We start from the raw sequence: 12693 nt of genomic DNA, 5'->3' as shown, positions 1-12693 counted from the left end.
AAAAACTCACCTTTTATAAGAAGGGAGAGCAGCGATTAAAGTCGCGTAAAGGAGATATTTTCATGCAACTGGTTTATATGTATATGGACTCTCCTGTAGGTGCATTAAAACTGGTTGCACATGATCAGGCTTTAGTTGCAGTGATGTGGGACAATGAAGATCATAAACGTGTACGATTAGCTGAGTTAATTGAAAGTCCGCAACATCCCATGCTGCATAAAGTGAAGCAACAATTAGAACAATATTTTGCAGGACAACGTTAGCAGTTTGATTTACCAATTGATTTTCAAGGCACTGATTTTCAGCAGCAGGTTTGGCAGGCTTTATTGACCATTCCTTATGGGGAAACGCGTAGTTATAAAGACATTGCTATTCAGTTAGGAAATGAAAAAGCGGTTCGTGCTGTTGGAGCCGCCAATGGTAAAAATCCGATTTCGATTATTGCGCCGTGTCATCGGGTAATTGGGGCGAGTGGGGCTTTGGTTGGTTTTGCTGGTGGTCTAGATAAGAAGCAGATTCTACTCAGTTTAGAGCAAAGTCAAATTCCATAATCTGTATTGTTAATACTCGATTTTCATTGCTTTTTGGAATAAGCTACGGATATAAGCTGTAAGACCCTATCTAAATAATTGATAAATAATTACTAGCACGACGGTGTCTTGTCTCAAGTATATCAATTGTCGGATAAACCTTCGGTTCGACCTACTTTTGTTTTGGCAAAAGTAGGCAAAACCATTGTCATTCACAGAACCTGTCGGATTCTTGCATTCTCTTGATTCTGTCGCAGAAACAATATATTGCAGAGACCACACAGGCTGTGAATGACTTTACCGAGTATCTAATGGTGGAGGTATAGTTTTATGGTGATTATTTTCCCGATCTTTTTCTTATTAAATTGAATGGAAGTTTAAAAATGGCTGTTGGTGACGTAACAATGCCACTTATGCATGTGGTGCAGGGTGTAAAAATTGGCTCAACTGAGGCGTATGTACGTTATCCAAATCGACGAGATCTAGTCATTTTTGAATTTGCAGAAGGCTCGAATGTGGCAGGGGTATTTACCCAAAGTGCCTTTGCTGCTGCGCCTGTTCTACTGAGTAAAAAACACTTAGCTGAGAACACACCACGTTATTTGATTATCAACACAGGTAATGCCAATGCTGCGACGGGCACTGTGGGCTATAAAAATGCAGAAAGTACCTGTGCCAAATTAGCAGAATTAACGGGTGTTCAAGCGAATCAGATTCTACCATTTTCAACAGGTGTAATCGGTGAGCAACTTCCGATTGAACGTTTAGTGCAGGGTATTCAACCTGCATTAAATGATTTAAATGCAGATCGTTGGGCTGAGGCTGCTTCTGGCATTATGACCACAGATACCACACCGAAAGGCGCATCTGAACAGTTTGAACTTGATGGTGTGACTTATACCATGACAGGCATCAGTAAAGGTGCGGGTATGATTCGTCCAAATATGGCAACTATGCTTAGCTTCGTTGCTACTGATGCACCGATTTCAAAAGCCGCAGTTCAGCAACTGTTACAAACGACAGTTGAACACTCATTTAATCGCATCACAATTGATGGTGATACCTCAACCAATGACTCTTGTATTTTTGTAGCGACAGGTTTAGCGGGTGGCGCTGAAATTGATTCAAAAGAGGATGCACGTTACCAGCAAGTGCTTGATGTACTTGCGCGTATTATGAATCGTTTGGCGCAATTGATTGTGCGTGATGGTGAAGGTGCAACTAAATTCATTACTGTTCAGGTTGAAGGCGGAGCTAATACCCAAGAATGTTGTGATGTTGCTTATAGTGTTGCTGAGTCACCACTCATTAAAACAGCTTTATTCGCTTCTGATCCAAACTGGGGGCGTATTGTGATGGCGATTGGTAAGGCAGGTGTTGAAAACTTAGACAGCAGTAAGGTGCAAGTTTGGTTGGGTGATGTACAAATCTGCTTAGATGGTGGTGCAAATCCTGACTATACCGAAGAAGCTGGCGCGGCTGTGATGGCTGAGAAAGAAATCACGATTCGTATTGATCTAGGACGAGGTACCGCGAAAGATACGGTTTATACCTGTGACTTTTCTTACGACTACGTCAAAATTAATGCCGATTATCGCTCGTAAATATGCGTTATAATAAAGCCTCCACAGTGGGGCTTTTTTTATAAGCTGATTTGTGGACAGTGTGATTTACTCCACATCATCGCCAAGATATACCCACGTTATAAGTTTGCAGTGATGCAAGCACGCAGGATAGAGAAGACGCTTTATGAATGATGCGAATTTAATTGCGAACGAAGCCAAAAATATTGTGCAGGCGCATTTAGATCGTTTGGGTGAGCCAAAGGACAATAGCCTCAGCCCAGAAGTGAAACAAGAAAAGTTTGCTCAAATTGCAGCAGAGCTTAAAAAAAGAAATGCTGTGCTGGTAGCGCACTATTATTGTGATCCTGAAGTGCAAGAGCTTGCTGAACTCACGGGTGGTTGTGTTTCTGATTCATTGGAAATGGCTCGTTTTGGGCGTGACCATCCTGCAACGACGCTTGTTGTTGCGGGTGTTAAGTTTATGGGGGAGACTTCTAAAATTCTTTCTCCTGAAAAAACAGTGTTAATGCCAACATTAGAAGCAACCTGTTCACTTGACTTGGGTTGTCCTGTAGATGAGTTCAGTGCATTCTGCGATCAACATCCAGATCATACCGTTGTGGTCTATGCCAATACTTCTGCTGCAGTCAAAGCACGCGCCGATTGGGTGGTGACTTCAAGCTGTGCGGTTGAGATCATTGAACATCTCGATAGTTTAGGTGAAAAAATTATTTGGGCTCCTGATCAACATTTAGGTCGCTATATTCAAAAGAAAACAGGCGCTGAAATGTTGTTGTGGGATGGCGCATGTATCGTACATGAAGAATTCCGTGCCCGCGGTATCGCACAAATGAAAGCGCTTTATCCTGATGCAGCAGTATTGGTACATCCTGAGTCACCTGAATCGGTGGTGGATATCGCTGATGCGGTCGGTAGTACTTCGCAATTGATTAAAGCAGCACAGACCTTGCCGCATAAACAAATGATCGTAGCAACTGATCGTGGCATTTTCTACAAAATGCAGCAAGCAGCGCCAGATAAAGAATTATTCGAAGCGCCAACGGCGGGTGAGGGGGCAACATGCCGCTCATGTGCCCATTGTCCGTGGATGGCTATGAATGAATTGGATGGTATTTTGCATGTGTTACAGTATGGCGATCAAGAAATACACGTTGATCCAGCGTTAGCTCAACGTGCAAAATTACCTTTAGATCGAATGTTGAACTTTAGTGCTTCACTAAAGCGCTAAAGTGCTTGTTAAATATACATTTGATAAGGAAAAACCATTTTTTTTAAAACTAGGTGTTGACGTGATGCAACGTCAAGCCTAGAATGCACACCGTACCGCACGATGTGCGATACAATAAAAGCTGAGAAAATCGGAGCATAGCACAGCCTGGTAGTGCACCTGGTTTGGGACCAGGGGGTCGTAGGTTCGAATCCTACTGCTCCGACCATTTAAAATAATGTTGTAAAACATTGCTTTAAAATCGGCGAAGTATCGCTTGATAATATTATCATCGTTATGCGCCTGTAGCTCAGTTGGATAGAGCATCCGCCTTCTAAGCGGATGGTCACAGGTTCGAATCCTGTCAGGCGCGCCATTTAATTGGTAGCTTGGTATATAGAATCAAACGTTATGGTGGATGTAGCTCAGTTGGTAGAGCCCCGGATTGTGATTCCGGTTGTCGCGGGTTCGAATCCCGTCATTCACCCCACTCTTTTATAGAGTAATCGGAGCATAGCACAGCCTGGTAGTGCACCTGGTTTGGGACCAGGGGGTCGTAGGTTCGAATCCTACTGCTCCGACCATCATCTTAAAGATGAGATAAAATGCCGCTAATTAGCGGTTTTTTTACGTCTGTATTTTTATATCTTATTTAATTAAATAACGAAAACTTATTTACTCTTCTAAAATTATTTCTATATCCGAGCTTTCATTATTTAATCAAAAGTATTTGAGTCACAATTGAACTATAGAATGTTTGATGCAGTATTTGTTTTTATAAGATAGTTTGGAGTAAGAGTTACTCAATCATTATGTTGAAACTTTCCACAAGCATGATCATAAGTTTCTAAATCAAATGAGTTCATAAAAATTAGAAACCTAAAAATGAGAGTCAATGAATGCAAAATATTCATTATGTTTTGATTAGTATACTGGGTGGGCTAGTTGTTCCACTACAATTAGCAGTGATTAATACCTTTCGTCATAGCAGTGGTGCAAGCCAAATACAATCTACCTTTTTTCTTTATATAGGCGGTGCGATTGCTTCGCTTGTTATTGCATTGTGGATGGATGGAACGGTGAAGCCACCACTTTATCAAAATACATCTTGGTGGATGTGGTTATCAGGTTTCTTGGGTTCACTTTATATTCTGTGTATGTTTGTGGCAGCTCCACATATCGGTGCAACCAATACACTATTATGGATATTTTTAGGGCAAATGATTTTTGCTACCTTAATTGATCATAGTGGTTTATTGGGGATGCAAATAAAGAAAATAGATGCTTTCAAATTATTTGGATTACTTTTTATTTTTATTGGTGGGTTGATTATGCTATTTGGAGAATATAGAAGTACGATCAAATAAAATATTACGGATTAGTTCTTAACTCAGTTTTTATAATAATATTTTGATAAATATATTGTATATTTGATGCTGTTGATTTTAATTTCTAAAAAATAAAATATTCATGGGGAAGTATGTTCTTTTACATTATTTTAATTCTTCTTATGCTTGTTTTAGTTACATATCTCAAATCACCGAATTTCAAGGGTAAAGTTGGTGAGTTTATGGTTTCTGAGCATGTTGCTAAGTATTTAAATGCTGAATATATATTAATTAATAATTGTACTCTGCCTGATCAGAAAGACGGGACGACTCAAATTGATCATATTTTAATAAGTCCTTATGGTGTTTTCATCGTTGAAACTAAAAACTACACTGGATGGATTTTTGGAAATGTTCGCCAGAAGCAGTGGACACAAAAAATTTATAAGAAAAGTTATAAATTTCAGAATCCGTTACACCAAAACTATAAGCATATTAAAGTATTGGAAATGGTTTTAAGTGATGTTGTTGATCCGCAGTATTTGCATTCTATTGTTGTATTTACAGCTCGAAGCGAATTTAAAACAGATATGCCTGAGAATGTCTTTCGTGGTAAAGCATGGATTGAATACGTAAAGCGTTTTGATCAACAGGTGATTAGTCCCATGAAGTTAAAAAGAATTAAATATCGAATCGAAAAAGAAGTATTAGAGCCTTCTTGGAAGACAAATCTTTTACACGTTGAGCATTTAAAGCAAAAAATAGAAAAGAAATCCACTGTATAAGTGACTGTAGAAATTGATGATTTAACTCAATCGTATTGCCAGATTTGGCTATTGTACTTTGCCACATATCCAGTTACTTTTTATGAGGAATAATCAAGTCTGTTAGACAAGTAAACGAATATTTAGATGTGCATTTGAGCATAATCTTTTCGCATTTTGAAAGAATGAAAATAACAGGGATAGCAATGACACAAACAGCATTTGACTTTGTAGTAATAGGTGGTGGTTCGGCGGGTAGTGTGCTTGCAGGTAGACTCTCGGAGAATCCAAATATTTCAGTATGTTTATTGGAAGCGGGTGGGGACGGCAATAGCTGGTTGGTGAATACACCAGCGGCTGCTGTGATTAGCATTCCAACGAAACTGAATAACTGGGCGATAGAAACCATACCACAAAAAGGTTTAAATGGACGTAAAGGATATCAACCTCGTGGCAAATGCTTAGGTGGTAGTTCAGCGATCAATGCAATGGTGTATATTCGCGGGCATCGGGATGATTATGATCATTGGGCAGCTTTAGGAAATACTGGTTGGTCCTATGATGAAGTATTGCCATATTTTAAAAAATCAGAACATAACGAAAGAATTAAAAATGAGTATCATGGACAGCATGGACCTTTAAACGTTGGTGAGCTACGTTCAGATAATCCATACCAAAAAACCTTTATTGAAGCAGCAAAACAAGTGGGCTATCCACTGAATGATGACTTTAATGGCGCAGAGCAAGAAGGTGTAGGTGTCTATCAAGTTACCCAGAAAAATGGTGAACGTTGGAGCGCTGCACGTGGATATTTATTGCCTTATATCGGTAAGCGTCCAAATTTACATGTGATCACACAAGCGATGGTATCGCGGATTGTGATCGAAAATGGCCGAGCTGTAGGTGTGGAGTTTAAACATAAAGGGCAAACTACCGTTGTTCGTACAAATAAAGAAGTTTTACTCTCTGCAGGGGCTTTCCAGTCACCACAAGTGTTGATGCTTTCGGGGATTGGTCCTCGTCAAGAATTAGAAAAACACGGTATTCCTGTGGTTAAAGATTTAGCTGGAGTTGGTGAAAATCTACATGACCATCCTGACTTTATTTTTGCTTATAAAACTAAACAAATAGATGGAACTTTCGGTGTTTCTGTTGGTGGTAGTTTAGATTTAATCAAACAAATTGGGCGTTATCGTAAGGAGCGTCGAGGCTTAATTACGACCAATTATGCAGAGTGTGGTGGTTTCTTAAAGAGCCGTCCTGAGTTAGATAAACCGAATTTACAACTGCATTTTGTGATTGCTGTAGTAGATAACCATGCTCGAACCATGCATACAGGACATGGTATTTCTTGTCATGTCTGTTTGCTCAATCCTCGTGCGCGTGGTTCGGTCAAACTCAGTGGTAAAAACGTGGATGATCCGCTATTAATTGATTTTAAATTCCTTGAGGATGAGCAAGACCTTCAAGATATGGTTGATGGATTTAAAGTCACGCAAAAGTTAATGCAAGCACCAGCTTTGAGTGAAAAAATTAAAGAAGATATGTTTACTGCCAATGTGCAATCTGATGATGAGATTCGTGAGATTTTACGCCAACGTGTAGACACGGTGTATCATCCAGTTGGTAGTTGCAAAATGGGTGTAGATGAGATGGCTGTGGTTGATCCTGAGCTGAAAGTATATGGTATTCAAGGCTTGCGTGTGATTGATGCGTCGATTATGCCAACAGTGGTAAATGGTAATACCAACGCACCTGCGATCATGATTGCTGAAAAAGCAGTGGATATGATCCGAGAAACTTGGAAGTGATATTTTGAGCTAAGGTTTTGCCTTAGCTCACTTCTTTATTGTCTGAGTTACGTGGTGTTTCCAACATACGCGGAAAGGTGAAATTAAAATCATCTAGTGCATAACGAAATAATTGAGCAGGGCGTTTACCGACAATTTTTTGTTGCCCTGTTTCCTCAACTGCTCCCGCTTCCTGCATGCGCCGTCTAAATGATTTTTTTTCTAAGGTTTGGCCTAAAATAATTTCATAGATTGTTTGTAATTCGGTCAGGGTAAATAATTCAGGCATGAGACTAGCTGGGAGTGCGGTATAGCGGGTTTTACTGCACAAGCGATCAAATGCTAATTTTAGTAATCTCTGATGGTCAAAAGCTAATTCTAGTTGCAAGGCTTCTTCTATAGAAATCCATTTACTCATTTCAGTTGTTGAAGTCTTTTGAATTTTAAATTTACTAAAATCAATCAGTGCAAAATACAGTGATGTAATCGACCAACCGCGCGGATCACGATGCTGATTGCCGATGGTTTCAACTTGTTCTAGATAAGGGGAGTGAATCCCTGTTTTTTCAAGCAGTTTACGGTGAGCTGTTGCCATTAAATCTGGATCAGTTTTTAAATCAATAAAACCACCTGGAAGCGCCCATTTTTCTTTTTCGGGAAAGTTAGAGCGTTGAATCATTAAAACCTGTAATTGACCTTTTGCCACAGAAAAAATTGCCATATCAACCGTAAACAGTGGGGTGTCATAGTCTGTTTTTTGATAGTGGGCAAGGTATTCCTGTTCGGACTTATGGATAGTTTCCTTACTCATAGAAATATTAAGAAATCGGAATAAAGTAACATCATAGCGAAGTCTTATTGGGTTCTCATCATATTTTAGGATAAGCCACTACGTCTTGCACTTCACTAAAGCTTTAATCACTTTAGTTTGTTCAGGCTCGACCTGAGAAGTGTTTAAAGCTTCGCAAGTGTTTTGGCAAAAGTAGGCAAAACGAGGTACGGCAAAGATTGATAATCTTTGCCGTACCGTAAGGCGAAAGCTTTGCTTAAGTGCTTAACTATTCATTTCATTTATCTTGCACTAAGCCAAAGCTTTAGTCGCTTTGGCTTGTTCAGGTTGCGGATGACTTTTCCGAGTATCTAATCACTGGATGTGTTTTAATCATAGAGAATTTTGCTTAGACCAATCTCTCCCGAATTTGATCAAGTGAGCATTCTCTTAACAATTGACCATTTTCAAATACTGTCTGTAGTGCGCCCATCTTCTCCTGTTCAAAGTTTTGTTGATCAAATAACTCAAAACCATTTTCAGTTTGTTCAACCCGTAATAAGCCTTTGGCTGACTTTTTAACCCCTGAATCCGTTACAGGGTCTTTAAACAGTTCACGACCGACTCCGTTAACCTGACCCCAAGTGGCTTTGACTGCAAAACCAAAGGTATCACGAGTCAAATAGTTATAAGTATAGCTGCCAATTCCAAAGACCAGATTATTTGAAGCAAAGCCTTTGGCCTCCAAACCTTTTAAGATATTTTGGGCACGTTCTAGGGTAATCGAATCACCGTAGATCAAACCAACACGTTCATTCAATACTTTATAGCCTTGAGCTGTTTCTGTACCGCCAAAAATTTCCCATAAACATTGCACTGCACCCTTATAAGCTGGACTATCTAGCTCTGCATCAGGATCACCACAGATAATTTTCACAGGATCACCAGAGTCAGGGCGAAACACCACTTTGGCGAGTCCGAGGGCATTCGGTTGGCGTTTTAAAATCTCCGCTTTTAATTCCATACTAAACTCAGTAATCACACGCCAGAAATCCCAAGTATCTGAAACGATACTGACCACGCCACTTGGATAGAGTTCACAGATCAGACGTCTAAAGGTCTCGATTTCACTTTCTTCACTACCCATACACATCACACTGTGTTCTGTTGCAGGCACTGAAACGCCCACGACACCTGCTGCATTGTAGTACTCTTCGGCATAGTCAATCGAAGCGACTGAATCTGTCCCAATAAAGCTAGTTAAGTGTCCGACGCCTGATTGGGCAGCATCATAGATGCCACTCATACCACGACTACTAAAATCATGACCCTGAACAGGAACAAAGTCTAAAGGTGCACCTGTTTTTTCTGCATATTGAGTTAACAAGCGTTTGTATTCATAAGCAATTGTTGCAGTGGTGCAACTTTTCCATAATTCGGCACTGAGTACAGTTTCAATATAGTTGGTTAACCAAAAGAAATTCGGATCAGTATTGATAATGGTCAATACAGGCACTTTGATATTGACTCGACTACCTTCTTCTAGTGCTTTAATCTTTAAAGGTAAATAGCCAAGATCGTGCAGGGCTTCGATGTGTTCAACGGGAACAGCACCTTCACCTAGAGAATTGTCCATGCGACGTTTATAGGCTGCGACTACTTTGGATTTAGGTTGATTAAAGAAGCCCTCGTTCCAAGTTTCAAACAAAAAATGTTTGATAAAACCTTGTAAACCGAAGAACACAATCTTGTCATCAAAATCAGGCAGCATTTTGGCTAAACGTGATGAGCGCGGGGTAAAGTTAGCATAGACGTATTCTGTTCCTAGTGGGTACTGACGACGGTGATCGGCTTTGTAGAAATCAATTGCATTGAGTGGATTTATTTTAATACTCATTTTATAGGCCTCTTGCTTAAGAGCTTAATTTTGAAAATTGATGATGTTGAGTTTGCTTGCTTCTGCTTGTGGCAGGCTATTACTGGTAAACACCTGATCGACCAAGCCATCAAATACCGCGAGACCTTTGCTAAAAATACCATGCGTGACATATAAAATAATGTTTTGGCAGTTTAGGCTGCGCAATTGTTTGGCAATACCAATAAAGGTTGCACCACCATCGCAAATATCATCGGTGATCACGGCTATTTTTCCTGTCAAATCAGGGCTATCCACTGCTGTTGTTCTAATTTTGCCAGTGCTTGGATCACGTTGTTTTTCACAGTGAATGATGTCTATCGCCTGTTGGCGTTGCGAATTGATGCCGTTGGCAATCGCCAGAGTGCGTTGTGTTGCGCCTGCATCAGGACAGATCAACACAGTATTATCTGTGCTTAAGATCTGCATCAATGTTGGACTTTGCTGGATAATCTCAATCGGTTCGATATTGATTACCTCTTGGAAGTTAGTATTTTTGCGTAACAGCTCTAGGGTCTTTGGACTATGACAATCCCACACCACAATTTTCTGACGTTGCCCTGCAAATTTTTCACTATTGCTATTTAATAACTTGGTCATTAAATCCAGTGAGAAAGCCTGACCTTGTGCACAGATACGATCTTGACGTGCGTAAGGAAAATAAGGGATTTCCACCGAAGGGCGCGAGCCTTGTTCCAACAACACATTTTCCAATAACAGATAATCCATCACATCTGTACTGTTATTCAGTGAGGCTTTGACCTGAGTGTAGGCTGTTAATTGGTTCAATAACTCAGGTTGTAGTTGAATATGACGTTCGCCACCAGAAAACTGCAAAAACTCGATGGGAACATTCGCTTGAGCTGTTATAAGTTGGATCGTCATTTTTAATTTCTCTTTTATAGTGGCTTAAAGCCAGTAAATATATATTGGCATAATGACACCAATAAAAGCAAGCACTAACTTTGCCTTTAAATAAAAGAAGTGAAGGAGAAATCTTAAATATATAATGTTTAAAAAAAGACAGCACGAGGGCTGTCTAAATTGAGATATTATGAAAATCAATTGCTTATTACGTATTTTACTTTGTGTTAGCCGTATTAAGTACAAAAGTGCGTTTAGGTTTTAAAATATAAATATTCTTATTTTGGTCGAGCAGCCATAGCCAGTCTTGCTGTTGTTTAATGATATAACCTCGTATTTTCTCATCATGAATCGTTGTCGCGATAACAAAGTCTGTTTGAGGTACTTGATTTGCATCTACGTTTGAAAATACTTCAGTCAGTAAGGTTGCACTGTCCAGAAATGTATTTTTCAGCTGTGATTCATCCACATCCTCCCAAGTGATTTGTTTTTCGGGATGTACTGCTTCTTGGGCAAGATTATGGAAAATGTACACTTGAGCTTTGGTTATTTCATTTTTTGTATTTTCTTTCGATGTTTTTAATTGATACTTAAAAATCATTTTGATTGTATTGAGTGCCGAACTCAAATGATATTCAGGGTCAATTTCGAGTTGATAGGAACGCCCATCTGACCATTTTGGTTGTTTGATGAGCTCAGTGGATAGTTGGTTCTTTAATAAAATATGTGGATTGATTGATTCAGAAAGTTTTAATAATCGCGGGATTCTTTTCTTTTGTTCAGCCTGCTCCGAAGTAGAACTAATTTTATCCGCAACAATATAGCCAACGATCACACCCGTAAGAGCAATAATCGGATCTACACCTTGAACGTTTTGGATAGGAACAGGAACAGCGGATGCATTGTTACTATCAATACTAAATTCCGTTTGATTTGATTTTAAAGTCAGTTGTATGGATGGTTGAGCTAAGGTCTGAAACTCATCTGCATATACAGATGAGATTAGAGTGGGCAAAACAGCAACCACAAAACTAAATAGTTTGTTTAATTGCTTCATAAATTAATTAACAACAGCAGGGGCTGAAATTGCTTTATTGAAAAACTGTTTTTTATATTCTTGTTTCGAAGCTTCTACAGCCAAATCAACTGCTTGAGAAACATTTGGATAAGATGGTGGTTGGTCCCATTTACCACTTACAGGTTTAACCACATTCACTGGTTTCCACCATTTAATTTCATTTGTTTTTACATCTACAAGATGTGCGATTCCACCATATAAGCCTTGAGGGGCTGAAGTTGGAACAAACCCATAATAAGAACGAGTAGTACCAACTTGATTACTAGTAATGATGAAAACAAGATCTTTATCTTTTAAATCAGGTACAGCTGCAAGATTCATTTGGAATAACGCAGGATTTTTCTTCTGTTCAGCAGTTTTTTCTAAGGCAGGAATGTTCTTTGGATCTAGCTTTACAACAGTTGCATCGAAACCACGTTGATCAAATTCTTTTTCAATGTCTTCTGCTAATGCGCTATATGGTTCGAACTGTAAACTTTCAATAAAATTATCAAATTTATTTGAAATAGCATTGTTAATCGCAACGTCTAGTAGACCTTGATTACCTGCTTTGTACGCAGCTGATTTAGGTAATTCATGTACAACAACTGCAACCTTTTTATTCGATTGTTGCCAAAAATCAGGTTGTAATTCCATCGGTTTAAGCGTGGCGCAGCCAGTAAACATGAGTGTGGTTAATAGAGGGGCTATTAATAAAAAGCGCATTAAATGATCCTTAAAAATGGATTAGTTGTAGATATTTTTTAATGTTTAGTAAATTAATGTTAATTGTAAATGATTATATTCTCATTACAATTCCTTAAATTTTGTTTGAATAATTTTTAACCCATCTCATTGGGTGATTTATAAAGCTGACCTGATT

At 39.1% G+C, this 12693-nt stretch carries 10 protein-coding genes, 4 tRNA genes and 1 pseudogene; 10 read left to right on the top strand and 5 right to left on the bottom strand.

Features of this window, described 5'->3' with window-relative positions; translation table 11 throughout:
- Positions 1-62 precede the first annotated feature (62 nt).
- The 10 genes and pseudogenes from F933_RS01515 (at position 63) to F933_RS01470 (ending at position 7226) form a co-directional block, all read left to right on the top strand.
- Positions 63-551 (top strand): annotated as a pseudogene (locus F933_RS01515) (methylated-DNA--[protein]-cysteine S-methyltransferase).
- Positions 552-913: 362 nt separating this feature from the next.
- Positions 914-2134, top strand: a complete 1221-nt coding sequence (argJ, locus tag F933_RS01510; RefSeq protein ID WP_005057736.1) for a bifunctional glutamate N-acetyltransferase/amino-acid acetyltransferase ArgJ — start codon at positions 914-916, stop codon at positions 2132-2134.
- A gap of 145 nt (positions 2135-2279) precedes the next feature.
- The gene (gene nadA / locus F933_RS01505; RefSeq protein ID WP_005057734.1) at positions 2280-3344 is read left to right on the top strand and encodes a quinolinate synthase NadA; all 1065 of its coding nucleotides are present in this window, start codon (positions 2280-2282) and stop codon (positions 3342-3344) included.
- Positions 3345-3475: 131 nt separating this feature from the next.
- A tRNA-Pro gene (locus tag F933_RS01500) sits at positions 3476-3552 on the top strand.
- A gap of 70 nt (positions 3553-3622) precedes the next feature.
- Positions 3623-3699: transfer RNA gene (locus F933_RS01495), tRNA-Arg, on the top strand.
- A gap of 38 nt (positions 3700-3737) precedes the next feature.
- A tRNA-His gene (locus tag F933_RS01490) sits at positions 3738-3813 on the top strand.
- A 17-nt stretch (positions 3814-3830) separates the two neighbouring features.
- Positions 3831-3907 (top strand) — tRNA-Pro (locus tag F933_RS01485).
- Between the two features lie 315 nt (positions 3908-4222).
- Positions 4223-4690: a DMT family transporter gene (locus F933_RS01480; protein ID WP_005057732.1), complete on the top strand. Its 468-nt coding sequence runs from the start codon at positions 4223-4225 to the stop codon at positions 4688-4690.
- Positions 4691-4803: 113 nt separating this feature from the next.
- On the top strand, positions 4804-5436 hold the full coding sequence (locus F933_RS01475) for a nuclease-related domain-containing protein (protein WP_005057730.1): 633 nt from the start codon (positions 4804-4806) through the stop codon (positions 5434-5436).
- A gap of 185 nt (positions 5437-5621) precedes the next feature.
- Positions 5622-7226, top strand: coding sequence for a GMC family oxidoreductase (locus tag F933_RS01470; protein ID WP_005057728.1), 1605 nt, complete (start codon positions 5622-5624; stop codon positions 7224-7226).
- 22 nt (positions 7227-7248) lie between these two features.
- On the opposite strand, the gene ntrR is transcribed toward F933_RS01470, so the two are convergent.
- The 5 genes from ntrR to F933_RS01445 all read right to left on the bottom strand — a co-directional run bounded on the left by ntrR (position 7249) and on the right by F933_RS01445 (position 12536).
- Positions 7249-8016: an ADPR responsive transcriptional repressor NtrR gene (ntrR, locus tag F933_RS01465; RefSeq protein ID WP_005057727.1), complete on the bottom strand. Its 768-nt coding sequence runs from the start codon at positions 8014-8016 to the stop codon at positions 7249-7251.
- A 367-nt stretch (positions 8017-8383) separates the two neighbouring features.
- A complete protein-coding gene (locus tag F933_RS01460) occupies positions 8384-9871 on the bottom strand; it encodes a nicotinate phosphoribosyltransferase (RefSeq protein ID WP_005057725.1) in 1488 nt (495 codons plus the stop codon).
- Between the two features lie 24 nt (positions 9872-9895).
- Positions 9896-10774 (bottom strand): phosphoribosyltransferase family protein, encoded by an 879-nt coding sequence (locus tag F933_RS01455; RefSeq protein WP_005057723.1) that lies wholly within the window; start codon positions 10772-10774, stop codon positions 9896-9898.
- A gap of 196 nt (positions 10775-10970) precedes the next feature.
- Positions 10971-11810 (bottom strand): hypothetical protein, encoded by an 840-nt coding sequence (locus F933_RS01450; RefSeq protein ID WP_005057722.1) that lies wholly within the window; start codon positions 11808-11810, stop codon positions 10971-10973.
- A gap of 3 nt (positions 11811-11813) precedes the next feature.
- The gene (locus tag F933_RS01445) at positions 11814-12536 is read right to left on the bottom strand and encodes a hypothetical protein (protein WP_005057720.1); all 723 of its coding nucleotides are present in this window, start codon (positions 12534-12536) and stop codon (positions 11814-11816) included.
- Between the last annotated feature and the right edge of the window lie 157 nt (positions 12537-12693).

The sequence above is a fragment of the Acinetobacter beijerinckii CIP 110307 genome, assembly GCF_000369005.1.
GTDB lineage: Bacteria > Pseudomonadota > Gammaproteobacteria > Pseudomonadales > Moraxellaceae > Acinetobacter > Acinetobacter beijerinckii.
Note: the sequence above shows the minus strand (reverse complement) of the source record. Positions and strands in the feature narration are given on the sequence as shown.

Excerpts from the sequence above, each read along its gene's own strand:
- ntrR (WP_005057727.1), bottom strand. The coding sequence starts at position 8,016 with ATGAGTAAGGAAACTATCCATAAGTCCGAACAGGAATACCTTGCCCAC.
- argJ (WP_005057736.1), top strand. The coding sequence starts at position 914 with ATGGCTGTTGGTGACGTAACAATGCCACTTATGCATGTGGTGCAGGGT.
- F933_RS01475 (WP_005057730.1), top strand. The coding sequence starts at position 4,804 with ATGTTCTTTTACATTATTTTAATTCTTCTTATGCTTGTTTTAGTTACA.
- F933_RS01445 (WP_005057720.1), bottom strand. The coding sequence starts at position 12,536 with ATGCGCTTTTTATTAATAGCCCCTCTATTAACCACACTCATGTTTACT.
- F933_RS01450 (WP_005057722.1), bottom strand. The coding sequence starts at position 11,810 with ATGAAGCAATTAAACAAACTATTTAGTTTTGTGGTTGCTGTTTTGCCC.
- F933_RS01480 (WP_005057732.1), top strand. The coding sequence starts at position 4,223 with ATGCAAAATATTCATTATGTTTTGATTAGTATACTGGGTGGGCTAGTT.
- nadA (WP_005057734.1), top strand. The coding sequence starts at position 2,280 with ATGAATGATGCGAATTTAATTGCGAACGAAGCCAAAAATATTGTGCAG.
- F933_RS01455 (WP_005057723.1), bottom strand. The coding sequence starts at position 10,774 with ATGACGATCCAACTTATAACAGCTCAAGCGAATGTTCCCATCGAGTTT.
- F933_RS01470 (WP_005057728.1), top strand. The coding sequence starts at position 5,622 with ATGACACAAACAGCATTTGACTTTGTAGTAATAGGTGGTGGTTCGGCG.
- F933_RS01460 (WP_005057725.1), bottom strand. The coding sequence starts at position 9,871 with ATGAGTATTAAAATAAATCCACTCAATGCAATTGATTTCTACAAAGCC.